Origin of the sequence: Telluria mixta (assembly GCF_029223865.1) — a bacterium.
Classification (GTDB): Bacteria; Pseudomonadota; Gammaproteobacteria; order Burkholderiales; family Burkholderiaceae_D; genus Telluria; species Telluria mixta.
On record NZ_CP119520.1, the window covers coordinates 5,464,835 to 5,488,954 of the forward strand.

A 24,120-nucleotide genomic window follows, 5' to 3' on the forward strand; every position below is an offset into this window, starting at 1 on the left:
GTCTCCGTGTTGTTATCGTTGACGCATGCGGTCATATTGACGGGGGCATGGTAGCGCCAAGCACCGTGCCGCGAACCGTCCTTCCGGCCCGATCACGGTAATAATCACGTTGTTGAGCGCTTGCATGGCGAATCGACAACGGTGCCCGCTCAGGCGGCACAATATGCGCTCACCGCGTGCGCGGTGCACAATCAAAGGAGACGTTCAGTGCCCAGTTCCCTCTCGCGCCGCGCGCTGCTGCGCGCCGGTGTCGCCATGCCCGTGCTGGCCGGCTGCCAGGCCTTCGTGCCGAAGCACGCCGGCACGCTGCCCCGGTCCGAGGTCCGGGTGGACGCGCCGTTCGCGATGCCCGCCATCGCCGTGCCCGATTTCTCGAACGCGCCCCACTTCGACATCGTCGCGTTCGGCGCCGCGCCCGGCGACCAGGCGAAGACCGGCACCGCGCTCGCCCGGGCCATCGCCGCGGCGCATGCGGCCGGCGGCGGTGTCGTCGTCGTGCCGCCGGGGACGTGGCCGACGGGCCCCATCCATCTGAAGAGCCACGTCGCACTGCATGTGGAAGAGGGCGCGACCCTGCTGTTCTCGCCCGACCCGCGCGACTACCTTCCCGCCGTGCCCACGAGCTGGGAAGGACTCGAATGCATGAATTATTCGCCGCTCGTCTACGCCTACGGCTGCGAGAACGTGGCGGTGACCGGCCGAGGTACCTTGCGCGCACGCCTCGACGCGTGGAAGCAGTGGTATGCCCGGCCGAAGGCGCACATGGATGCGCTGGTCGCCCTGTACAACATGGCGTGCCGCGACGGCGTGCCGGTCGAACGGCGCGACATGACGGCGGGCCAGGCCAACCTGCGCCCGCACTTCATCCAGTTCAACCGCTGCCGCCACGTGCTCGTGGAGGACATCCATATCGTCGACAGCCCGTTCTGGGTGCTGCATCCGTACCTGTGCCGCGACGTCGTGATCCGTCGGGTCGACATCGCCGCCCACGGCCACAACAACGACGGCGTGGACCCGGAGATGAGCCAGAACGTGCTGATCGACCAGTGCACGTTCGACCAGGGCGACGATGCCGTCTCCGTGAAGTCGGGCCGCGACCGCGACGCGTGGCGCATCGGCGTCCCGGCCCGCAATATCGTCATGCGCCGTTGCCGCATCAAGAACGGCCACCAGCTGATGGCCATCGGCAGCGAGTTGTCGGGCGGCGTGGAAAACGTGTTCGTCGACGACTGCCACTTCGACCATGCCGATTCCTCCGTTCCAAGCACCATCAACAACCTGCTGTACGTGAAGACGAACGAGCGGCGCGGCGGTTACGTGCGCAACATCCACATGACGAACGTGAGCGCCACCCGCATCAAGGGCGGCGTGCTCGCGGTCGAGACGGACGTGCTGTACCAGTGGAAGACGCTCGTGCCCACGCTCGAGCGCCGCCTCACGCCCATCGAGGGCCTGTTCGTCGCCGGCATCCGCGTCGAGGATGCGGGCTTCGTCTGCCTCGTCAAGGGCGAGGCGGAACTGCCCGTGCGCGCCGTGCATGTGCGGGACGTGGCCGTGCGTACGGTGCGCGGGACGCCCGTCGTCACCGAGCATGTGGTCGGCTTCGACAACCGCGCGGACGTGCGGGCATGAGCGGCCGCCGTCTGTTTGCGGCGCTCGCCGCCGCCGTCCTCGCGTGCGCGCCCGCGGTGGCGCAGGAACTCGGTATCCCGCAAGCGTCCGATACGGCGGCCCGCGCGGGGGATCGCGTGAGCCAGGCCGGCACCACTTGGCTGATGGCGGCCGTGGCGCCCGGCCTGCCGGACCGCCTGAGCATCTTCCGTTCGGAGGACGGCACGACCTTCGTCACGCAGGCGTCGGAAGCGTATGCGCCACCGCGCGGCATGCTGCGCGAGCCGGCGATCGTGCGCGACGGCGGCCAGTACCGGGTGGCTTACGTGGCAGGCAGCGGCAACGAGATCGGCCTCGCGCGCTCGCGCGACCTCAAACACTGGACGTTCGACCGCACGGTGCCCATGCCCGGCCCCGTGCGCGCGCCGCGCTGGGTGCGGGCGCGCGACGGCAGCCTGAAACTCGTCGTGGCGCAGCCGCGCGGGCCGGTGTTGCTGGAGCCGGATGCCGCGCGGGCCCTGCGGGCGCTGACGGGCCTGCAGGACAGGCACGAGGATGCGGCCATCGTCCAGGATGGCGACGGTTACGTGGCGCTCGCGCGTCGGCGCGCCGACGGTATTCTCGAACTGGGGCGGGCGCGCGACCTGGCGGGACCCTGGACCGCCGAACGCACGCTTGATGCGCTGGGCCGCGTCGAACCGGGCGTCGGCCTCGCGCGCTGGCCGGACGGCGGCTGGCGTTTGGTCTTCGCCGACGCGGATGGCCACGCATGGCAGGCCGACAGCCGCGACGGCATGAAGACGTGGTCTGCGAAACGGCCGCTGGCCGGCGTGGCGGCGGGCGTGGCCGCGCCGGACGTGCTGGCGGAACGCGCACAGGATGTCGCGAACGCCGTGCGTCCGCGCGGTGTGGCGCAGCAGGTCGGCTGGGACCAGTATTCGCTGACGGTCGGTGGCAAGCGGGTCGTCGTGTGGTCGGGCGAGATCCACCCGTTCCGGCTGCCGGACCCCGCGCAATGGCGCGACGTGATCCAGAAAATGAAGGCATTGGGCTTCAACGGCGTGTCGTTCTATTTCGATTGGGGCTACCATTCGCCGGCGCCGGGCGTCTACGATTTTTCCGGCGTGCGCAACGTCGAGCGCGCGTTCGAGATCGCGGAAGAAGAGGGCATGTACGTGATCGCGCGCATGGGCCCGTACGTGAACGCGGAGCTGTCCGGCGGCGGCTTTCCCGGCTGGATGTTCCGCAACCGGGCGGAGGCGCGCACGGACGATCCGGCTTATCTAGCGGCCGTGGACGAATGGATGACGCAGATCGACGCCATCGTCGCGCGCCACCAGGTCACGACGGGCGGCGGCACCGTCATCGCCTACCAGCTCGAGAACGAACTGGGCAAGGTCGAGCCGAAGCATGCGCGCCAGATGGCGCACCTGGCCGCGAAGGCGCGCGCGGACGGCATCACGGTGCCGTTCTTCCACAACGCGGCGGGCCGATTGCCCGACTGGACGCCGCAGGGATCCTCCGCACCGTGGGCGAATCCCGGACCGGCGGACCTGTACGCGTTCGACGGCTACCCGGGCGGCGCCTGCGACGTCCACGCGAACCCGGCGGGGCCCAACAAGGCACCGGACTGGGGCATCTACGCGGCGCCAGGGCCGAAGGCGGGCGCGCTCAGTTCCCCCGGCACGCCCGGCTTCCTGGCGGAGATCGGCGCCGGCTGGTTCGACTACTGGGGCTCGAACGGCACCTACGCGTGCACGGCCGAACGCCAGGGCAAGGGCTACCAGCGCGTGTTCTACGGGACGAACCTCATCAACCGCATCACCGTCCACAACCTCTACATGGCGTTCGGCGGCACGTCGTGGGGCTGGCTGCCGGGGCCCATCGTGTACACGTCGTACGATTACGGCGCGCCGATCGCGGAAGACCGCGGCGTGCGTCCGAAGGCGCTGGCGCTGAAGCAGCAGGGGATGTTCGTGCAGGCGGCGGGGCCCGTGCTGGCGCGCATGGACAAGGGGCCGGAGATCCGCACGACGAATCCGCGCGTGCGGCTCTACCACAACGTCAACACGGAACTGGGCACGCACGTGCTGTTCGCCGTGCACGGCCCGTCCGACCTGCTGACGGACGATGCGTTCTCGTTCGATTTGACCACGCGCGACGGCACGTACACGATCGCCTCGCGCCTCAACGGCCAGGACGCGAAGATGCTGCTGGCCGATTACGCGCTGGAGCGCCAGCACCTCGTGGTTGCCACGTCCGAGCTGCAGGCGCAGTTCCGCGACGGTGCGCGCGACGTCGTGCTGCTCCATGGCCGCGATGGCGAACACGGCGAGACCGTGCTGCGCTACGCGTCCGCGCCGAACGTCGAGGTCCTGGCGGGCGACGTGCGCTCGACGTTCGATGCGGCGCGCGGCGACCTGAAGCTCGCGTATGCGCACAAGGGCCTCGCGCGGGTGCGCATCACGGGCGGCGGGCGCGCGCCGCTGCTCCTGCTGATCGCGGACGAGGGCACGTCGCAACGCTTCTGGCTGCAGGAGACACCGGCCGGACGCGTCCTCGAACTGACGCCGGCGCTCGTGCGCATGGCCCGCATCGAGGGGGGACGGCTGCACCTGACAGGCGATACGGCGGCCGCCAGTCCGCTCGAGATCTGGGGACCGGAGGTCGCCGCGGTCTCGTTCAACGGTTCCACGATCAAAATGGCGCGCCAGCCGGACGGCAGCCTGCGCAGCATCGAGCCGCTCGCCGGCCCGGCGCCCGTCACCGTGCCGGACCTCCGCACTGTGGACTGGACGCGGCGCATGGACAGCCCGGAGGCACAGCCCGGCTTCGACGACGGCGGCTGGGTACAGGCGGACAACCGCCCGTCGGCCGCGCAGACGTGGACCCTGCCGGAGCGCGGCCAGCCCGCGCTGGCAATGAGCGACTACGGCTTCCATCATGGCGACGTGTGGTATCGCGGCCGCTTCGACGTCCTTGACCCCGCCGCGAACAGGCTGGAACTGTTCTACGGCGGCGGGGGCGCGGGGATGCTGCAGGCGTGGGTGGACGGCCGCTTCGTCGGCCAGCACGAGCTGGACACGGGCCGCTCGTTCCCGGAGACGACGGATACCGTGCGCTTCGACCTCGGCAAGCTGGTACCGGGGCCGCACGTCGTCGCCGTCATGGTCCGCAACGATTCGCACAACTGGGACCTGATGGCGGACGACGCCCACCGCGAGGCGCGCGGCCTGATCGCGGCGTCGCTCACGTCCAGGGGCGGCCAGCGCTTCGCCGTGCCGATCCGCTGGCGCCTGCAGGGCAACCGGGGCGGAGAAGACATCGCCGACCGCGTGCGCGGGCCCTACAACGACGGCGGCCTGTACGGCGAGCGCGCGGGGTGGCACCTGCCCGGCGCATCGGGCCAGGACTGGTCGAATGCGAAGCCGGGCGATGCTCCGCCGGCCCCCGGCACGTATTGGCTGCGTACCAGGGTGAAGCTGGACCTGCCGCGCGGGCACGACGTCCAGCTTGGCCTCGCGTTCGGCGACACGCACCGGCCGCGCGCCGGCCGCGAGAACCGTGCGCTCATCTTCGTCAACGGCTGGAACCTCGGGCAGTTCATCGCCCACGTCGGGCCGCAGCGCGTGTTCGTCATCCCGCCGGGCATCCTCGACCCGCATGGCGACAATACGATCGCCCTGGCCGTCACGACGGACGGCGACCCGGCCAACGCGCTGGAACCGGTGCGCCTCGAGGTGTTGCGCGCTGTCCACGGTGGCGTGTCCGGCGATGCGGAAAAGGGCCAGCCCGGGCCGTAGTTGTTGAACCGTCAGTCACACGGCCGCAACACCTGATAGTGTGCGGCGTGACAGCAGCCGGTCCGGGCCGTACAATGTTGCCTCACGAGAACATTGGACGGACCGGATCCTCCCCGGTCGCCGCGAGGATACAATTTGATGCTAGGGTTAGACGATATCGCACAATGGCGCGCGCGGATTTTCTCGCGCCTGTTGTCGATAGTGCTCGTCCTGGGCACGATCGCGGCCATTCCCAGCGCTGTCGTCGTGTTGCGTCAAGGCGTATGGACGGTCGCCGCGATGGACGGCGCCGCGCTGGGCTGGCTGTTCGCGCTGTGGCGCCTGAAGCGGCTGCCATACACCTTCCGTGTCCTGAACTTCCTTGCCATCATCTACATGGTGGCCATCGGCCTGATGCTGAAGGTGGGGCCGGTCAGCCAGAACTACCTGATGGCGCCGCCCGTGATGGCGGCAATCCTGCTCGGTACCGCGCCGGCGCTGGTGGCGCTCGCGGCCAGCGCCGTCATCCTCATCATCGGCATCGGCCACTTCCAGGCCTCGGTGGTCGACATGGGGCACGACCCGCTGGTCGTGTCGCTCCTCGTCGCACTGAACTTCACCTGCGTGGGCGCGCTGCTGACCCTCACGTGCAGCACGCTGCTCAAGGGACTATCGCGCTCGCTGGACGAGGCGCGCGGCTTCGCGAAATCGCTGGAAAGCGGGAAGGATGCGCTGCAGGCGGTGAACGCCGAACTGCGCCTGACGTCGGCCGCGCTTGCGCGCCTGAACGACATGGTGCTGATCGCGCGCGCCGTCGACACGCCGGACCGCGACCAGCCCATCATCTTCAGCAACGAAGCGTTCCAGCGCCGCACCGGTTACAGCGACGCCGATATCGTCGGCCGCAGCATGCGCGTGCTGCACGGGCCGGGCACCGATCCGGCCGTCGTCGAACGGATCCTGGAGTCCATGCGCAACGGCCAGGCGGCGACGGCGGAGCTGGTCAACTACACCAAGTCCGGCGATCCTTACTGGGTCGAGATGGAACTCATGCCGTTCACGGACGACGCGGGCCGGATCAGCCACTGGGTCGTCGTCGGGCGCGACATCACGGAGCGCCGCCACTCGGCCGACGCGATCCATCGCCTCGCGTACTACGACGTCCTCACGGGCCTGCCCAACCGCCGCCTGATGACGGAGCGCCTGGACGCGATGGTGGCATCGGCCAACGCGGGCCGCGGGCTCGGCGCCGTGCTGTACATCGACCTGGACAATTTCAAGCACGTGAACGACGCGCGCGGCCATGCGACGGGCGATGCGCTGCTCAAGCACACCGCGAAGAGCCTGGGCCACGTCGTGCGCAAGGGCGACACGGTGGCGCGCCTGGGCGGCGACGAATTCGTCGTGCTGCTCGACGGTCTTGGCACCGATCCCGCCGCCGCCACCGCTGCTGCGCTGTCGGTGTCCGACAAGATCCGCGTCGCGCTGGCGGACGACGTCGTCATCGACGACCAGAGCTATCACTCCACCGCGAGCATCGGCGTGGCACTGCCGACGCGCCCCGGCCAGTCCGTGGCCGACCTCCTGCGCGATGCCGACCTCGCGATGTACCACGCCAAGGCGGCCGGCCGCAACGGCGTGGCCGTGTTCGAAACGAAGATGCTGGCCGCGGCCGAGCGCCAGCTGACGCTGGGCCGCGATCTCTCCGCGGCACTCGACAACGGCGAACTCTCCATGCACCTGCAGCTGCAGGTCGACCATGCGGGCCAGCCGGTGGGCGCGGAGATGCTGATGCGCTGGCGCCGCGCCGACGGCACGTTCGTCCCGCCCGACATCTTCATCCCCGTGGCGGAAACGACCGGCATGATCGTCCCCCTCGGCCAGTGGGTGCTGCGCCAGGCCTGCCTGGCGCGCCTCGCGCTGGAGGCCGCCGGCCATCCGCTGCAGCTGTCGATCAACGTCAGCCCGCGCCAGTTCCGCCAGCCGGAATTCGTGGCGCAGGTGCGCACCGCGTTCGAGGAATCGGGCGTGACGCCGCATGCGTTCGTGTTCGAAGTGACGGAAGGGCTGCTCGTCGAGGACTTCGACATGATCACGGCGAAGATGCGCGAACTGGCGGCGATGGGCATCCGCTTCTCGATCGACGATTTCGGTACCGGCTACTCGAGCCTGGGCTACCTGAAGAAGATGCCGCTGTACGAACTGAAGATCGACAAGAGCTTCATGCGGGACACGCCGCACGACGCCAACGGCACGGCGATCGTGCAGACCATCCTCGCGATGGCCGACCACCTGGGCCTGCGCGTCGTCGCGGAAGGCATCGAGACGGAGGCGCAGGCGCGCTTCCTGGCCGAGAACGGGCGGCCGTGCATGCAGGGCTATCTGTATTGCCGGCCGTTGCCGCTGGCGGAGCTCGTCGCAAGGCTGGACCGCGGCGGCTAGTTCACGGCCTACGCCACTGCCACACCGACGTCCTGCGCGACGTCGACCCACTCCGCGCGAGTCAGCACGGCCAGCCGGGCCGGCGTGAGGCGCACCGCCGCATCCGGCGCGCCGGCCGCCGGGAACACCTCGTCGAACGCCTTCAACGACACGTCGCAGAACACGCGCAGCGGCCGCGCGAGGCCGAACGGGCACACGCCGCCGACCGGATGTCCCGTCTCGCGCTCCACCTCATCCAGCCCCAGCATCCTGGCCTTCTGCCCGAACGTGTCCTTGTACTTGCGGTTGTCGATGCGCGCATCGCCCCGCGCGACGAGCAGCACGACCTCGTCGTCCAGCCGCAGCGACAGCGTCTTGGCGATCTGGCCCGGCACGACGCCCAGCGCCTCGGCGGCAAGGGCGACGGTCGCGGTGCTGGTGGCGTAGCGCTGGATGGCGATGTCGGGCGCGCGGGTGGCGAAGAAGTCGGTGACGGAAGCGAGGCTCATGCGTGTGTTCGTAGCTGATGATCCGGTCAGTCTATCATTGAGACGCTGCTGGGAACGAAAGCCGGAATTTCGCATGCTTGAAAATTGCGAGGGTCAGGAGTGCCTGACAAGACCCTTTTTTTGCTCAGACCAAAACAGCCCGGTACACTGAGCCGTGCTGATCGTCCGCTATCGGGCCAGAAGCAGACATCTGACTAGTTGAGCTGGCACGCGCGCACGTCGAAACGGTTGCGCGGATCGCAAACGATTTGGACGTGGCATGCGAGATGCCTGCAACACTGTCGCCCTCGCCTGGGACCGAAATCGTACAGCCGGCGGAAGAGAACGATTGCGACCTCAGGACACTGCAACAGGCTGATGCCGGGGCGGCGAGCCACGCCTACCGGCGCCCCGCTCGGCGCAGGCACAGTCGCGTTGCCAGGGCGGCGAGCCCGGCCAGCAGCATCACGTAGGAGGCCGGTTCGGGGACGGGGGGAATCGTTGCAGCGGCGGCGGCGGAAGTGAAAGCGAGCACCTGTACCGTGCCGGCGGTATCGCTAGCGCCCGAGCTCACTCCGGTTTCCAAAAATGCGGACTCACGGCCGTCGCGGGCGTCCAGGCTGTTCGAGAAATGCAGCGCGCCGCCGTTGGACTCGTTGTCCACGGTGCCGCTGATCTGCGCCTGGGCATAGGCGAAGCCGTCTGCGCCGCCAGGGCGCACGTCGACCATTGCGTCAGCAAAGAACACCACGCGGGTGTTCGCCGAGAGGACGAAGTCCCAGGTTGTCTGCCCCGTGGCGATGGCGGAGTTGACGTGCGTATACACCGAGGCCAAGGTATAGCCGGTACTCGAAACGGCTTGCGAAAAGCCGTCGGAATTGATGACGCCGGCCTGGGCCCTGTCATTGAAGTCCTCTCTCAAGGCACCGTCCGGATCGTATTTCGGATTGTTGAAGAGCGTCGTCTCCAGAGAAACACCGGGTACTGTCAAACTGAGCCGTGGAGCGATGCCATCGGCGGGGCTGAGGTCAACCAACCAGTACCCGGCGTTTTCTAGCGTTGCGAGGGCCGATGCCTGCGCGATGGCAGGTGTCGACGGGGCGCACATTCCCAGCAAGCTCAATGCAGACAGCAAATGTTTGGATTTCATCGCAGTCTCCAGTCAGGACGTTCATCCAATGTACACCTGCCTGCGATCTCCCGATCATGCAGATCGTGTCAGGAAACAGACCGTTATGCCCCGAATCTGCGGACTGTAGTCTGATTGTTCTTTTATCGCCACAAGTCCCAATAACTTGCGTCGATTTGAGATAGAGCAAACTAGGGCAGGATTTGCTGTCCTACTGTTGATCCGATACGCATAACGTTTGTCATCGAAAAAGCAACTCTGCCTTATTCCAGCGGCGCCCGGCGAGCTGATGTTGTCGATGAACGACGAACCCGGGACCTTCGAAAACAACGCCGGCGTCATGCGCGTGCGGATCACGATGTGGCCATCTACTTCGATTCCACGGCATCTCAACCTGCAAGCGCAGGAATGCCGGACCAGATAGAACTTTGGAACCCACACATCATGCGCACCAAGAACATTGCTGCTTGCCTGCTCTCGATGTATGCAGGCGTGAGCTTCGCCGCCCCGGAGACCTGGCAGTTCACCTACACCGGCTTCTTCGACCAGTTGGCCGGCCGTTTTATTCCGGACCATGTACTGCGCGGTGAATTCACTGGTGAAGACATCAATCACGACGGCACCATCGATACCGGGGAATTGACCTCGATCATCATAGACGGCGGCCAGAACTACAAGACCTGCGGCGGGACGGAAAGTCCGTATTACGTGTGCGGCGTTGGTCCTTTTTCCTTTACCCCAGGCGGTGAGCTGTCGTTTTCGGTCGGTGAGGAGTTCCAGGACCGGCCGCGTCTCCATGCTGCGGGCCACAGAGTCGATACCGGTGACAGGGCCTGGTCATACACGATCGAGGAAGGTCTCTTTGTACCGTCCCAGTTCTATCGCTGGACACCCGCGACCACCCTGCAAGTGTCACTGGTCCCCGAGCCAGCCCCATACGCCATGCTCGTTCCGGGCCTTGTGGCGGCAATGATCTTCAAGGCGCGCAGGAGTCAGCGCCCGGACCACTGACTGCGCTGCGCAAAAAGCAGGTCAGGCCTGCCTACGACCATCAGGTTGCGGTAGCACGCCTGCATAGGTATTCCGCCGTCGACATCGTCATCGACCAGCCGGATTTGGCTCGACATGACGGCTCCTGACCGGCGTCACGCGAGCGAATCACGCCAGCGCGCCCGGTATCCGTCGAGCCCGGCCGGCACGCGTGCCGCGATCGCCGTGCTGGTCCCCGGCGCCGCCGCATCGCGGTAGCGCAGCATCCAGCCCCCGCACGTGGTCCCGCTCGCATCGTCCGAATACGACACCGGCTGCTGCGGACGCAGCGCCGCGAGCAGGGGACCGAACCACGGATTCGCCGTAAAACTGCCTTCGACGGCAAGTGGGCCCGCGGCGCCCAGGGCGTCGAGACAGTAATCCGTCATCAGTACGCAGTACAGCGTGGCTAGCGCATAGCGTTCCTGCGCGTCGGCCGGCGGCGGCCCGTCGATGCTGCCCGTCCGGCCCGCAAACGGACCGCCGGTCGCCGCGAAACAGGGCAGTGCCAGCGTGCCTTGCGCGACGAGCCGTTCGATGTCGTCGAAGCCGCAAGTCACCGGCTGCGCGCCAGCCAGTTCGCCGAATTCACGCCCGCCCATGAAGCGCATGCACGCGACGGGCTGGCCCAGCGCATTCGTGTTGGCGAGCATGTCGGCCCGTTCGCGCAGCCCGTCCAGGGCGGTGCCGAAGGCCGCGGCGATCATCCACGTGCCCGTCGACAGCACCGTGCCCTCGGCGCGGCCGAGGTAGCGCAGCAGTGACGCATTGCTGTCGTGGATGCCGCACACGACCTGGCAATCACGCGGCAGACCGGTGGCGTCCGCGATCTCCGGCAGCAGGACGCCCAGCACCGCGTGCGCCGGCGCGAGCGGCGGCATCAGGCCCGTCCAGCCCATGCGCCCGACAAGGCTCGAATACGCCTGCGTGCGCGGGTTCCACAGATCCGTGTGACAGCCCAGCGACGTCGCTTCCGATGCCGCCACGCCGCACAGGCGCCACGCCCAGTACTGCGGATACATGAGGATGTGCTTCGTGCGCGCGAATTCGCGCGGGAAGCGCGCCTGCAGCCACGCCAGTTGCCGGCCCAGGTTCAGCCCCGCCGGCAGGCGCGGCGACAGGGTCTCTTCGTAGGACGGGCCCGCGTACTCGACACCAGGCAGCTCCGCTTCGTAGTCGAGCACGGGCAGCACGAGGCCCGCGTCGTCCACCAGCGCGGCGGTGGCGCCGTGCGTAACCGGCACGATGGCCGACACGTGCGCCCGCGCCGCGAACGCGCGGCATGTGGCGAGCAGCCAGTCCCACAGGCCGTCCGTGTCGAGGTGGGCGTAGGGCCCGTCCGTACGCACGGTATTCGGTCGGCGCTGCTCGGCGAGGACGTTGCCGCCGGCGTCGATCAGCGCCAGCTTGGCGTTCGTCTTGCCGATGTCGAGGACGATCAGGGCGTCAACCATCATGCGCCCCGCGCGCGCCGCATGCGCAGGAGCTTCGGCAGCGCGATGGTCACGAGCAGCAGCACGCCGACGACGATGGTCATGTAGATGCCGGGGATGTTGGCGAGCGAGAGGCCATACGTGACGGTGCCCATCGTGAGCACGGCCAGCATCACGCCGGCGATCGTGCCCGCGCCGCCCGCGATGCTGACGCCGCCCAGGATCACCATCGTGATCACTTCCAGTTCCCAGCCGGTGGCGATGTTCGGGCGCGTGCTGCCGATGCGGCCCGTCAGCAGGAACGCGGCCAGGCTGGCCATTGCGCCCGTCAGCATGAACAGTGCGAGGCGGTAGCGGTCGACGGCGATGCCGGAAAAGCGCGCCGCTTCAGGGTTGTTGCCGATGGCGTAGATGCGGCGGCCCCAGCTCGTCGTGTGCAGCAGCACGGCAAACAGCGCGGCACACACGAGCAGCACGACGAACTCGCGCGGCACGATGCCGAAGAAGTAGCCCTGGCCCCAGTCGGCCATCAGCTGCGGATAGCCGGTGAACGCCTTGTCGCCGAGGACGACGCTGGCGAGGCCGCGGTACAGCGACACGGTGCCGATGGTCACGACGATCGACGGCAGCGCGAAGCGCGTCACGAGCACGCCGTTGAGGAAACCGCACGCGGTGCCAGTGGCCAGTGCGACGAGCGGCAGGCTTTCGGCCGGGAATCCGGCGCCCTTGGCGAGACCCATCGCAACGGACGACAGGGCGAGCGTGCCGGCGACGGAGATGTCGATCTCGCGGCAGATGATCAACAAGGCCATCGGCAGCGCGATCAAGGCCTTCTCGCTGAAGTTCTGGGTACCGTCCAGCAGGTTGTACAGGTCCAGGAAGTGCGGCAGCGCGATGCTGTTCGCCACGAAGACGACGATGAACAGCATGGCCAGCAGGCTTTCCCAGCGCCCGAGGAGCGTTCTCAGGCGCGGCGTTTCGCGGTCGAGGATCGTGTAGCGCGAGGACGACTTGGGTTCGGGGGGCATGGTGGTGGTCGGGTTCACGCGGCACTCCGTTTGGGTTGGGCATCCGTGCCGTGCAGCGGCAGGATCTGGCGGCTGCGGCGGCCGGCGCCGCGGGCGTTGATCAGGACGGCGACGAGGATCACGAGGCCGGTGAGGGCGCTCTGCCAGAAGGGCGATACCTGCAGCACGGGCAGTGCGTTGCCGATCACGGTGAGGAACAGCGCACCCAGCGTGGCGCCGAGCACCGTGCCGACGCCGCCGCCGATGGAGACGCCGCCGATCACGCACGCGGCGATCACGGTGAATTCGAAGCCGTAGGCGATTTCCGTGTAGGCGACGGCATAGCGTGCCACCCACAGGTAGCCGCACAGGCCGGCGACGGCACCGGACAGCGCATACGTCCCGAGCAGGCGCTTGCGGCTCGGGATGCCGATATAGCCCGCGCATTGCGGCGCATTGCCGATGGCGTACAGGTCGCGCCCGAAGCGCGTGCTGCGCGCGATCCAGGCCATGAGGGCGAGGGTGGCGGCCGCGATCCACACGAGGTGCGGAAGGCCCAGCAGGCGGTCGAGCGGGAAGGCGACGAAGCTGGCCGGCATCTGGTGCGCCGACACCCACGCGCCGCCGGACAGCACGAACACGGCGCCGCGGTAGACGCTCATCGTGCCCAGGGTGACGACGATGGGCGGCAGTTCGAGGTAGCCGATCAGCCAGCCGTTGATGAGGCCAAGCGCGAGGCCCACCGCGACGGCCGCCAGCACGATCAGCGGCAGCGGCAGGCCGGGGACATGCGCGCCCAGCATCGCGGCGACCATGCCGGACAGGGCCAGGTTCGATGCGACGGACAGGTCGACGCCGCGCGTGACGATGACGAGCATCTGCGTGAGTGCCAGCATCACGAGCAGGGTGCTGTCCGTGACGAGGTTGGCGAGCGAGCCGGCCGACAGGAAGGCCGGTTCGCGCAGGCCGACGGCCACGACGAGCAGCACGACCATCGCGGCCAGCAGCGGCTCGCGTTGTTTCAGGATGTTCATGCGGCCTCCATGGTCAGTCCGGATGCGGCGGCGACGACCGATTCCGGCGTGGCCTCGCCGCGCAGGAATTCGCGCTGCACGCGGCCGTGGTGCATGACGACGATGCGGTCCGCCATGCCCAGCACTTCCGGCAGTTCGGACGACACGAGGATCACCGACAGGCCGCGCGCCACGAGCTGGCTGATGAAGCGGTGCACGGCCGCCTTCGAGCCGATGTCGATGCCCTTGGTCGGCTCGTCGAGGATGATCACTTTCGGGTCCGTCGCGAGCCATTTGCCGAGGACGACCTTCTGCTGGTTGCCGCCCGAGAGCTCGGCCACGTGCTGCGTCAGGTGGCTCGCCTTGAGTTCCAGCTGTTCCGCGAAATGGCGGGCAATACCTGCCTCCTGTTTGCCGCGGCCGCGCAGGAAGAAGCCGATGCGCGACAGGATCGGCAGGGTGATGTTGTGCTGGATCGGCATCGTCAGGTGCGCGCCGTGGTGCTGGCGGTCTTCCGGCACGTAGGCGATGCCGAGGGCGATTGCTTCGCTCGGCGAGCGTGCCATCACGGGCCGGCCGTCCAGGGTGACGTAGCCTTGCACGCCCGGCGTGAGGCCGAACAGCGCCTGCATCACTTCCGAGCGGCCGGCGCCCACGAGACCGTAGAAGCCGAGGATCTCGCCGCGGCGCAAGGTGAAACTGACGTCGTCGAATTCGGTGGGGTGCGACAGGTTCTGCACGACGAGCAGCGGCTCGCCGATCTCGGCATCCGCCTTGGGATACGCCTGGTGCACGGCGCGGCCGACCATCAGCGCGACCAGTTCCTGCTCCGTGATGTCGGCCAGGCGGCCTTCGGCGACGAACTGGCCGTCGCGCAGCACGGTGTAGCAATCGGCCACTTCGAAGATCTCGTCGAACTTGTGCGAGATGAAGATGACGGCGGTGCCTGCGGCCTTCAGTTGATCGATGATGCGGTACAGTTCCCGGATCTCGCGCTGCGACAGCGCGGCCGTCGGTTCGTCCATGATGACGACGCGGGCGTCCTGGGCGAGGGCGCGTGCGATCTCGACGAAGTGGCGCTGCGCGACCGACAGGTCTTTTACGCGCGCCTTCACGGGCAGCGCGACTTCCAGGCGGGCGAACAGCGCTTCCGCCTCGCGCTCGATCTGCGCCCAGTCGATGCGCCCGCCGCGCACGGGCTGGCGGCCGACGTAGATGTTCTCGGCCACGGAGAGCTCGTCGAACATGACGGTTTCCTGGTGCACGGCGGTGATCCCGGCGGCCATCGCTTCCTGCGGGCTCGCGAACGTCACGGGTTTGCCGTCGAGGGAGAGGGAGCCGGCGTCCGGGCGGTAGATGCCCGTGAGGGTCTTCACGAGCGTGGACTTGCCGGCGCCGTTCTCACCGATGAGGGCCATGCATTCGCCGGCGCGGATCGTGATGTTCACGCCGTTCAGGGCGTGGATGCCGTTGAAGCGCTTGCTGATGCCGGTCAGTTGAAGGACCGGGGGTGTCTGGGTGGCTGGCATAGGGTAATGCTTGTTTGTTGGCGCGTGAGTCGTCGTCCCTGCGCAGGCAGGGACCCAATTGCAGCTAGCGGTGCGCAAGCCGAACTTCGGCCCCCCGCCTGCGCGGGGGCGACGGTTTTGAGAGTACGGCTTAGAACAACTTCGCGAACTTGTCGACGTTGTCCGCGTTATACGTGAACGGGGGACCCAGCGCCGCCTCGCCATTGGCATCGAGCGTCACGCTGCCCAGCCGTCCGACGGACACGCTGGCCCCCGGTTTCGCCTCGACCTTGCCCTTCACGAACTGGTCGGCCGCATACGTGGCGGCGTAGCCCAGGTCGATCGGGTTCCAGATCGCGAATTCCTTCACGGCGCCGCTCTTCACGTGGCCCGCCATTTCGGAAGGCAGGCCGAGGCCCGTCACGTAGACCTTGCCGACGAGGTGTTCGTCCGCCACGGCCTTGCTGGCCGCGACGATGCCGACGGTGGTCGGCGCGATGATCGCCTTGAGCTGCGGGTGGCTGCGCAGCAGGCCGATCGCCTCGCGGTAGCTTTTATCCGACTGGTCGTCGCCGTACACGGTGGCCACCAGCTTGATCTTCGAATACTCGGGCTTTTCCAGCACTTTCTTCATCACGCCGATCCAGATGTTCTGGTTCGTCGCCTGTGCGGACGCCGAGAGGATCGCGATCTCGCCCGCGCCCCCGATCTCGTCGGCCGCCATCTGGATCTGCTTTGCGCCGATCAGTTCCGCATTCGATGGATTCAGTTGCATCTGCCGGCCTTCCGGCGCCAGGCCGCTGTCGAACGAGACGACCTTGATCCCGCGCTGCATCGCCTTCTTCGCGATCGGCACCAGCGCGTTCGGGTCGTTCGCCGAGATGACGATGGCGTCGACCTTCTGGCTGATCAGCGAGTTGATGATCTCGATCTGGCCCTCGGCACTGGGTGTCGTCGGACCTGTATAGATCACTTCGACGTTGCCGAGCTGTTTGGCCGCTTCGTCGGCGCCCGTGTGGGCCGCGTCGAAGAAGCCGTTGCCGAGGTTTTTCACGACCATCGCGATGCGGGTCTTCTCGGGCTTCTTCTCGGCGCAACCGGCGACGCCGGCCAATACGCCGACGGCCGCCAGCGCGAGCAGGGTGGTTTTAAGCTTCAATGTGCGGCCTCCAGTTGCGCGTCCAGCCGCGGGTCGAGCTGCCCGTCCAGGTGGAACAGCGCGGCGGATTGCAGGTCGAACTGCGGATTAAAAAAAGGCGCACCGACGTTCGGCGCCACTTCGTCCGGCTCCACCGTGACGACCTTGACGCCGTACTGCTCAAGCGTCTGTACGGCCTTGTCCGACGCGCCGGTGTCCGTGATGACGGTCGATACGCGATCGAGGCCGCACAGGATCAGGCCCGCCTTGCGCGCGAACTTGGAACTGTCGGCCAGCACGATCAGTTCCTCCGCCTGGCTGATCAGGCGCTTCTCCGCCTGGATCAGCAGCGGGTCCGCTTCCATGAGACCAAGCAGCGACAGTCCGTAGACGCTCATGAACATCTTGCCGGCGTAGTGGTGCTGGGTGATGTCGTTGTCGAACGGGGAGAGGATCACGTTCTGCTCGCGGTAGACCTTTCCGCCGGGGACGATGATCTCGTTCTCGCTCGAGACGAGCAGGCGCTCCGCCATCAGGAACGAATTGGTCAGGATCTTGAGGTGCTTGTCGGCCAGGAACTCGGCCATCATGAACGTCGTCGTGCCGCCGTTGATGATGATCGTTTCGCCGTCCGTGCACATGCCGGCCGCGTGGCGGGCGATGGCCCGTTTGCGGGCGGCGTAGCACTGGATATTGTTCTGGAACGTTTCGCTCGACAGCGGGAACTGGCGCTTCTTGGGAAGCAGGTTCTCGGCGCCGCCGCGGGTGCGGGTGAGCAGGTTGCGGGCTGCGAGCCAGCTGATGTCGCGCCGGACCGTGGCCGGTGACGCGTTGAGCCATTCGACGAGTTGCTGGACCGTCGCCGTCTGGTGCTCGGCGAGCAGTTTCAGCAAACGCTTGCGGCGTTTGTGATTCACCATAGTCTCCTCCTGTATGCCGTTTATGTAGTTGTGCGGCGTGACAGCGTCGTACCGTGGGTCGCGCCGTCTGGGAAAAAGAGTAATCAGGAGTTGAAAGGTCGTCAATCGTTAAATGATCAACCGATTGATTATTTGACCTTCGGGCGGCGTGGAAATGCGCGTTTCGATCAACCGGATGATTAAATCGCTCTTGCTCACGATGTTGATCGATTCCGCGTTGACACTGATTGGGCCGCTGAATTCTACTGTGCCGGATGCCGCGACCGTGGTCCACGGCGCGGGCCCGAACGACACACAACGCAAACACATGGAGACGTATTTATGGGTGCAATGAGCGACACCAGGCACAAGGAACCGATCACGTCGCGCTGGGACGACCAGCTCGCCGCCACGCTGAGCGAACCTGAACTGCTGCTGTACCGTTCCAATCTGCTCGGTTCCGACCTGCGCATCACGAACTTCGGCGGCGGCAATACGTCGGCCAAGATCGTCATGACGGATCCGCTCACGGGCGAGCAGGTGGACGTGCTGTGGGTGAAGGGTTCCGGCGGCGACCTGGGATCGATCAAGCTGGACGGCTTCTCGACCCTGTACATGGACAAGCTGCAGGCGCTGAAGCAGCGCTACCGCGGCCTCGAACACGAGGACGAGATGGTCGGCTACCTGCCGCACTGCACGTTCGACCTGAATCCGCGTGCGGCGTCGATCGACACGCCGCTGCACGCCTACATCGACCGTAAACACGTCGACCACATGCACCCGGATGCGGTGATCGCGGTCGCCGCGTGCAAGAACAGCCGCGCGCTGACCGACAAGATCTTCGAAGGCGAACTGGGTTGGCTGCCGTGGCAGCGTCCCGGCTACGATCTCGGCCTGAAGCTGGAACAGCTGTCGCGGGAACAGCCGCAGCTGAAGGGCATCATCCTCGAGGGCCACGGCCTGTTCACATGGGGCGACACCGCCAAATCGTGCTACGAGACGACGCTCGCGATGATCAAGCGCGCCGAGGAATGGCTGGCCGCGAACGTCAAGCAGCCCGTATTCGGCGGCCAGGTGGCCGAGCCGCTGCCGGCCGCCGACCGTGCGGACCTCGTCGCCCGCCTGATGCCGCTGCTGCGCGGGAAGATCAGCCAGCAGGAGTTCAAGCTGGGCCACTTCGACGATTCCGACGCCGTGCTGGAATTCGTCTGCAGCGCCGACCTCGCGCCGCTGGCCGCACTGGGCACGTCCTGCCCGGACCACTTCCTGCGCACGAAGATCCGCCCGCTGGTGCTCGACTTCGATCCGGCCGCGCCCGATTTTGATCGCCTGGTGGGCAGTCTCGATCAGGCGCTGAGCGATTACCGCGCCGATTACACCGCGTATTACGAGCGCTGCAAGCGCGACACCTCGCCGAAGATCCGCGACGCCAATCCGATCATCTACCTGATCCCGGGCGTGGGCATGCTGTCGTTCGCGAAGGACAAGGCAACGGCGCGCATCGCCGGCGAATTCTATGTCAACGCGATCAACGTGATGCGCGGTGCGAACGGCGTCGACGAGTACGTCGGCCTGCCGGAACAGGAAGCGTTCGACATCGAATACTGGCTGCTGGAAGAGGCGAAGCTGCAGCGCATGCCGAAGCCGAAGAGCCTCGCGGGCCGCATCGCCCTCGTTACCGGCGGCGCCGGTGGCATCGGCCAGGCCGTGGCGCGTCAGCTGCTGCAGGAAGGCGCGTGCGTGATGCTGACCGATATCGACGCCGAGGCGCTGGAAGGCGCGAAGCAGAATCTCGTCAAGGTCGCGGGCAAGGACAACGTGGCGACCGTGCAGGCCAACATCACGAGCGAGGATGAGGTGGCCGGCATCCTGTCCGCCTCCGCGCTGCGCTTCGGCGGCGTCGACCTGCTCGTGTCCAACGCGGGCATCGCGTCGGCCGCGCCGCTGGACGAAACGTCGCTGGAGGTGTGGAAGCGCAACCAGGACATCCTCGTCACGGGCTACTTCCTCGTGTCGCGCAACGCGTTCCAGATCATGAAGCAGCAAAAGCTGGGCGGCAGCATCGTCTTCGTGGGCAGCAAGAACGGCCTCGTCGCGTCGGCCGGCGCCTCCGCGTACTGCACGGCGAAGGCGGCCGAGATCCACCTGGCCCGCTGCATCGCGCTGGAAGGCGCGGAGCACGGCATCCGTGTCAACGTCGTCAATCCGGACGCCGTCATCCGCGGCTCGCGCATCTGGGACGGCAAGTGGAAGGAAGAACGCGCGGCATCGAACAAGATCGACACGGACGATGTGGAAGAGTTCTACCGCAAGCGCAGCATGCTGAAAAAGAGCGTGTTCCCGGAAGATATCGCGGAAGCCGTGTATTTCTTCGCCAGCGAAAAGTCGGGCAAGAGCACGGGCAACGTGCTGAACGTGGATGCCGGCAACGCCGCGGCATTCACGCGATAATAACCATTCAGAAGAAACAGCGGCACCGCAGGGCGCGGTGCCGCGACGACAGGAGACAACATGACGACCCTCATCGATGCCGGTCTGGTGGCCGACCATAACGCGACGCTGGCCTCCCGGCTGGAAGCCGACTACGAGGCGCTCGGCGGCATGCTGGCCCGCCGCGGCCAGGATATCGAGGCACTGACGGCCCTTGCGCAGCGCTTCGCGGTCGCGGTCCCGAGCTGGGGCGTGGGCACGGGCGGCACCCGTTTCGCGCGCTTCCCGGGCCGCGGCGAGCCGCGCAACGTGTTCGAGAAACTGGACGACTGCGCGGTCATCAACGAGCTGACCCGCGCCACGCCTGCGGTTTCTCCGCACTTCCCGTGGGACCGTCCGACGGATGCGAAGGAGCTGCGCCAGAAGGCCGACGACCTGGGCCTCGCGTTCGACGCCGTCAACTCGAACACCTTCCAGGACCAGCAGAACCAGGAACACACGTATAAATACGGCAGCCTGACGGCGAACAGCAGCGCCACGCGCGCGCAGGCCGTCAAGCACAACATCGAGTGCATCGAGCTGGGGCGCGAACTTGGCTCGAAGGCGCTGACGGTGTGGGTCGGCGACGGCGCCAACTTCCCCGGCCAGCACAACCTGCGCGGCGCGCTGGAGCGTTACCTGGACAGCATGCGCGAGATCTACGCCGCGCTGCCGGACGACTGGAACGTCTTCATCGAACATAAACTGTTCGAGCCGGCGTTCTACGCGACCACCATCGCCGACTGGGGCACGAGCTTCGCGTGCGCGACGGCGCTGGGTCCCAAGGCGAAATGCCTCGTCGACCTGGGCCACCATGCGCCGAACACGAACATCGAAATGATCGTCGCGCGCCTCGCGCAGTTCGGCAAGCTGGGCGGCTTCCACTTCAACGACAGCAAATACGGCGACGACGACCTGGACTCCGGTTCGATCAATCCGTTCCAGCTGTTCCTGGTCTTCAACGAGCTGGCCGATGCCGCGCTGCGCGAGGGCCCGGCGTTCAAGCCGGCCTACATGCTGGACCAGTCGCACAACGTGACGGACCCGGTGGAAAGCCTGATGAACAGCGCGGTGGAAGTCCAGCGCGCGTACGTACAGGCCGCGCTCGTCGACCGTGCGCAACTGGCGGAGCTGCAGGAATCGAACGACGTGCTGCTGTCGGCGCAGGCGCTCAAACAGGCGTTCCGCACGGACGTGTCGCCCATCCTTGCGATGGCGCGCGTGCGCTCGGGCGGCGCGGCGGATCCGGTGGCGTGCTACCGGGCGAGCGGGTATCGCGACAGGGTCGCGAGCGCACGTCCCGCGAAGGCGGGAGCGAGCAGCAGCGGGATCGTTTGAGACTGCGGTAACCGGACGTCGCCCCTGCGCAGGCAGGGGCCCAATCTCGTGTGCGCGCACGCGACATTGGATTCCCGCCTGCGCGGGAATGACGGGAAATTTACGGCCGCCGGTGCTTCCGGCGCGTTCTGTCCACTCGTCCCGGAGTTTTCCCGCATGAGCAAGACCCTTTTGGCGCTCGTCCTGTCATGCGCCTTCGCCGCGCACGCGGCCGGTCCGTCCACGACGTTCGCCGACGTCGCCCAGCACCTGCAATCGCCGCCACCCGACGCCCGTCCCATGATGCGCTGGTGGTGGTTCGGCCCCGCCGTCGTGAAACCCGAGCTGGAACGCGAGATCCTCGCGATGAAGGCCGGCGGTATCGGCGGGTTCGAGATCCAGCCCGTGTATCCGATGGAGCTCGACGATGCCGCGCGCGGCATCCGCAACGTGCCGTATCTCTCTCCCGAATTCCTCGATGCGGTGAGCTTCGCCAACCGCACGGGCCGTGCCAACGGCATGCGCGTCGACATGACCCTGGCCAGCGGCTGGCCCTACGGCGGGCCGCACGTCACCGTCGGCGAAGCGGCATCGCGCCTGCGCCAGGCCGTCGTCGACGTGCCGGCCGGCGCGGCGAGCTTCGTGCTGCCGGCCGTCATGAACGGCGAAAAGCTGATCGCGGCCTTCGTCGGCACGGGCGGCGATCCGGCGTCCCTGAAACCGCTGCAGGTGCAACCCGGTACGGACGGCCGCGCCGCGATCGCGCCGGACGGTGCGCCCCGCAAGGTCGTCGTGTACATCGCGAGCCGCACGGGCCAGCAGGTCAAGCGCGCCGCGCTGGGCGCGGAAGGCTTCGTCCTCGACCACCTGAGCCGCAAGGCCGTCGACCATCACCTCGCCACCGTGGCCGAACCGCTCATGAAGGCGTTCGGCGATGCGCCGCCGTATGCCGTGTTCTCGGACAGCCTGGAGGTCTACAACACCGACTGGACCGATGATTTCGTCGCCGAGTTCCGGCGGCGGCGCGGCTACGACATCGTGCCGCACCTGCCGGCCGTGTTCACGGGGCAGGGACCGGATGCGGCCGCCGTGCGCCACGACTGGGCACTGACGCAGACGGAGCTCGTGAACGAGCGCTACCTCACGCCGATCGACGCCTGGGCGAAGAAACACGGCACGCAGTTCCGCTCGCAGACGTATGGCGAGCCGGCCGTGTCGCTGTCCAGCAACCGCCTCGTCGCGCTGCCGGAAGGCGAGGGGCCGCAGTTCCGCGAATTCTCATTCACGCGCCTCGCCACCTCCGCGGGTCACCTGTACGGCCGGCCCGTCATCTCGGCCGAGACGTGGACATGGCTCCATTCGCCCGCGTTCGCGGCCACGCCGCTGGACATGAAGGTGGAAGCGGACCGCATGCTGCTTGAAGGCGTGAACCAGTTCATCGGCCACGGCTGGCCGTACACGCCGCCCGACACGATGGCACCCGGCTACGCGTTCTATGCGGCCGCCGTGTTCAACGACCACAACCCGTGGTGGAACGTGATGCCGGACGTGACGGGCTACCTCACCCGTATGAGCTGGCTGATGCGCCAGGGCGAGCCCGCCAACCAGGTCGCGGTGCTGCTGCCGAACGACGACGTGTACGCGGCCCTCGTGCCGGGCAAGGTGTCGCTGTCGGCCGAGATGCACACCCACGTCACGCCCGCGCTGACGGCGCAGATCCTCGACGCGGGCCAGAACCTGGACTACATCGATGCCGAGGCAGTCCTCGCGCTGGGCGTGCGTTACCCCGTGCTCGTGTTGCCGCACGTGACGCGGCTGGCGCCCGAGGTCATCGACAAGCTGGCGGCCTACGTGCGCGGCGGAGGCCACATCATCGCCGTGGGCGGCGCGCCGTCGCTGGCGCCCGGCTATCTCGATGCGGCGCGCGTGTCCGCGACGGTCGCGGCGAAAGCGAAGACGCTGTTCGCGCATCCCAACGTGCGTTCCGTCGCGAACGACGATGCCGTCGGCGCCGCGCTGCAGGCCGTGCTGGCGCCCGACCTGAAGCTGTCGGCGCAGGCGTCCGACGTCGGCTTCGTGCGCCGCAGGCTGCGCGACGCCGACATCTACTTCATCGCCAATACGGGCAACCGGCCCGTGCATGCGCAGGCGTCGTTTGGCGCCAAGCGCAAGGCGGCCGCGTGGATGGACCCGGACACCGGCCGCATGACGGCCGCCACCTTGCCGGCCGCGCTCGACCTGGCGCCGTATGAGTCGCGCGTGCTCGTGCTGGCGGATGTGCTGCCGTCGGCGCCGGCGCCCGTCGCGGCGACGACCGAGATCGCGGACCTGGGCCGCGACTGGACCCTGCGCTTCCCCGGCCAGGCGCAGGCGCAACGGCTGGCCGCGCTGCGTTCGTGGACGGACGATGAGGCCACGCGCTATTTCTCGGGCGTCGCCACCTACGAAAAAGACATCGAGCTCACGGCCGCGCAACTGCAATCGGCGCGCCTCGTGCTCGACTTCGGCCCCGGCGCGCCGCTGGAATCGGCGCCGAAGGTTCCGGCCGGCATGCGGGCGATGTTCGACAGTCCCGTGCGCGAGGCGGCGCAGGTCTATGTCAATGGCCGCCGTGCGGGCGCCGTGTGGCATCCGCCGTATGCGGTCGACGTCACGGGCTATCTGCAGCCGGGCCGCAACCGCATCGAAGTCCGCGTCGCCAACCTGGCGCTGAATGCGCTGGCGGGCCACGCGTTGCCGGACTACCGGCTGCTGTCCGCACGCTACGGCCAGCGCTTCGTCCCGCAGGACACGGCCCTGATCGCGCCGCAGCCGGCGGGCCTGCTGGGCCCCGTCAAGCTGCTGGGCGGCGGCCAATCACGATAGCCAGGAGAACA

At 67.5% G+C, this 24,120-nt stretch carries 15 protein-coding genes; 7 read left to right on the forward strand and 8 right to left on the reverse strand.

The annotated features are described in order from the left end of the window. Positions 1-207: 207 nt before the first annotated feature. From P0M04_RS24155 to P0M04_RS24165, 3 genes are all read left to right on the forward strand, one after another. Positions 208-1,632, forward strand: coding sequence for a glycoside hydrolase family 28 protein (locus tag P0M04_RS24155; RefSeq protein ID WP_259449242.1), 1,425 nt, complete (start codon positions 208-210; stop codon positions 1,630-1,632). Beyond that, positions 1,629-5,414, forward strand: coding sequence for a beta-galactosidase (locus P0M04_RS24160; protein WP_259449241.1), 3,786 nt, complete (start codon positions 1,629-1,631; stop codon positions 5,412-5,414). Before P0M04_RS24155 ends, P0M04_RS24160 begins: the two co-directional genes overlap by 4 nt. Before the next feature lie 138 nt (positions 5,415-5,552). Further along, complete coding sequence (locus tag P0M04_RS24165; protein ID WP_259449240.1) at positions 5,553-7,835, forward strand: putative bifunctional diguanylate cyclase/phosphodiesterase; 2,283 nt, start codon at positions 5,553-5,555, stop codon at positions 7,833-7,835. An 8-nt stretch (positions 7,836-7,843) separates the two neighbouring features. Here P0M04_RS24165 and P0M04_RS24170 read toward each other — a convergent pair whose 3' ends face one another. Together P0M04_RS24170 and P0M04_RS24175 are read right to left on the reverse strand one after the other, a co-directional pair. Beyond that, entirely contained in the window at positions 7,844-8,323 is a 480-nt protein-coding gene (locus P0M04_RS24170) for a YbaK/EbsC family protein (protein ID WP_259449239.1), read from the reverse strand. Positions 8,324-8,702: 379 nt separating this feature from the next. Further along, entirely contained in the window at positions 8,703-9,452 is a 750-nt protein-coding gene (locus P0M04_RS24175) for a PEP-CTERM sorting domain-containing protein (RefSeq protein ID WP_259449238.1), read from the reverse strand. A 423-nt stretch (positions 9,453-9,875) separates the two neighbouring features. Between P0M04_RS24175 and P0M04_RS24180 the strand changes: the two genes are divergently transcribed. Then, positions 9,876-10,442: a hypothetical protein gene (locus P0M04_RS24180; protein WP_259449237.1), complete on the forward strand. Its 567-nt coding sequence runs from the start codon at positions 9,876-9,878 to the stop codon at positions 10,440-10,442. A 134-nt stretch (positions 10,443-10,576) separates the two neighbouring features. On the opposite strand, the gene P0M04_RS24185 is transcribed toward P0M04_RS24180, so the two are convergent. The 6 genes from P0M04_RS24185 to P0M04_RS24210 form a co-directional block, all read right to left on the reverse strand. Then, a complete protein-coding gene (locus P0M04_RS24185; protein WP_259449236.1) occupies positions 10,577-11,917 on the reverse strand; it encodes an FGGY-family carbohydrate kinase in 1,341 nt (446 codons plus the stop codon). Further along, positions 11,914-12,939, reverse strand: coding sequence for an ABC transporter permease (locus P0M04_RS24190; protein ID WP_259449235.1), 1,026 nt, complete (start codon positions 12,937-12,939; stop codon positions 11,914-11,916). The genes P0M04_RS24185 and P0M04_RS24190 overlap by 4 nt, the downstream gene beginning before the upstream one ends. After that, positions 12,936-13,934, reverse strand: coding sequence for an ABC transporter permease (locus P0M04_RS24195; RefSeq protein WP_259449234.1), 999 nt, complete (start codon positions 13,932-13,934; stop codon positions 12,936-12,938). The genes P0M04_RS24190 and P0M04_RS24195 overlap by 4 nt, the downstream gene beginning before the upstream one ends. Beyond that, a complete protein-coding gene (locus P0M04_RS24200) occupies positions 13,931-15,442 on the reverse strand; it encodes a sugar ABC transporter ATP-binding protein (RefSeq protein ID WP_259449233.1) in 1,512 nt (503 codons plus the stop codon). Before P0M04_RS24200 ends, P0M04_RS24195 begins: the two co-directional genes overlap by 4 nt. A 130-nt stretch (positions 15,443-15,572) precedes the next feature. Beyond that, entirely contained in the window at positions 15,573-16,580 is a 1,008-nt protein-coding gene (gene rhaS / locus P0M04_RS24205) for a rhamnose ABC transporter substrate-binding protein (RefSeq protein ID WP_259449232.1), read from the reverse strand. Continuing rightward, positions 16,577-17,479: a DeoR/GlpR family DNA-binding transcription regulator gene (locus P0M04_RS24210; RefSeq protein ID WP_259449231.1), complete on the reverse strand. Its 903-nt coding sequence runs from the start codon at positions 17,477-17,479 to the stop codon at positions 16,577-16,579. The genes rhaS and P0M04_RS24210 overlap by 4 nt, the downstream gene beginning before the upstream one ends. A gap of 321 nt (positions 17,480-17,800) precedes the next feature. On the opposite strand from P0M04_RS24210, the gene P0M04_RS24215 reads away from it, so the two are divergent. The 3 genes from P0M04_RS24215 (at position 17,801) to P0M04_RS24225 (ending at position 24,109) form a co-directional block, all read left to right on the forward strand. Then, on the forward strand, positions 17,801-19,909 hold the full coding sequence (locus tag P0M04_RS24215; protein ID WP_259449230.1) for a bifunctional rhamnulose-1-phosphate aldolase/short-chain dehydrogenase: 2,109 nt from the start codon (positions 17,801-17,803) through the stop codon (positions 19,907-19,909). Between the two features lie 60 nt (positions 19,910-19,969). Continuing rightward, complete coding sequence (gene rhaI, locus P0M04_RS24220) at positions 19,970-21,265, forward strand: L-rhamnose catabolism isomerase (protein WP_259449229.1); 1,296 nt, start codon at positions 19,970-19,972, stop codon at positions 21,263-21,265. Positions 21,266-21,421: 156 nt separating this feature from the next. After that, positions 21,422-24,109, forward strand: a complete 2,688-nt coding sequence (locus tag P0M04_RS24225) for a glycosyl hydrolase (protein WP_259449228.1) — start codon at positions 21,422-21,424, stop codon at positions 24,107-24,109. The last annotated feature ends 11 nt before the right edge of the window (positions 24,110-24,120 follow it).

Bases quoted from the DNA above. Each gene is read 5' to 3' on its own strand.
- P0M04_RS24160 (WP_259449241.1), top strand. From the start codon at position 1,629: ATGAGCGGCCGCCGTCTGTTTGCGGCGCTCGCCGCCGCCGTCCTCGCG.
- P0M04_RS24165 (WP_259449240.1), top strand. From the start codon at position 5,553: ATGCTAGGGTTAGACGATATCGCACAATGGCGCGCGCGGATTTTCTCG.
- P0M04_RS24170 (WP_259449239.1), bottom strand. From the start codon at position 8,323: ATGAGCCTCGCTTCCGTCACCGACTTCTTCGCCACCCGCGCGCCCGAC.
- P0M04_RS24175 (WP_259449238.1), bottom strand. From the start codon at position 9,452: ATGAAATCCAAACATTTGCTGTCTGCATTGAGCTTGCTGGGAATGTGC.
- P0M04_RS24180 (WP_259449237.1), top strand. From the start codon at position 9,876: ATGCGCACCAAGAACATTGCTGCTTGCCTGCTCTCGATGTATGCAGGC.
- P0M04_RS24185 (WP_259449236.1), bottom strand. From the start codon at position 11,917: ATGATGGTTGACGCCCTGATCGTCCTCGACATCGGCAAGACGAACGCC.
- P0M04_RS24195 (WP_259449234.1), bottom strand. From the start codon at position 13,934: ATGAACATCCTGAAACAACGCGAGCCGCTGCTGGCCGCGATGGTCGTG.
- P0M04_RS24200 (WP_259449233.1), bottom strand. From the start codon at position 15,442: ATGCCAGCCACCCAGACACCCCCGGTCCTTCAACTGACCGGCATCAGC.
- P0M04_RS24210 (WP_259449231.1), bottom strand. From the start codon at position 17,479: ATGGTGAATCACAAACGCCGCAAGCGTTTGCTGAAACTGCTCGCCGAG.
- P0M04_RS24215 (WP_259449230.1), top strand. From the start codon at position 17,801: ATGGGTGCAATGAGCGACACCAGGCACAAGGAACCGATCACGTCGCGC.
- rhaI (WP_259449229.1), top strand. From the start codon at position 19,970: ATGACGACCCTCATCGATGCCGGTCTGGTGGCCGACCATAACGCGACG.
- P0M04_RS24225 (WP_259449228.1), top strand. From the start codon at position 21,422: ATGAGCAAGACCCTTTTGGCGCTCGTCCTGTCATGCGCCTTCGCCGCG.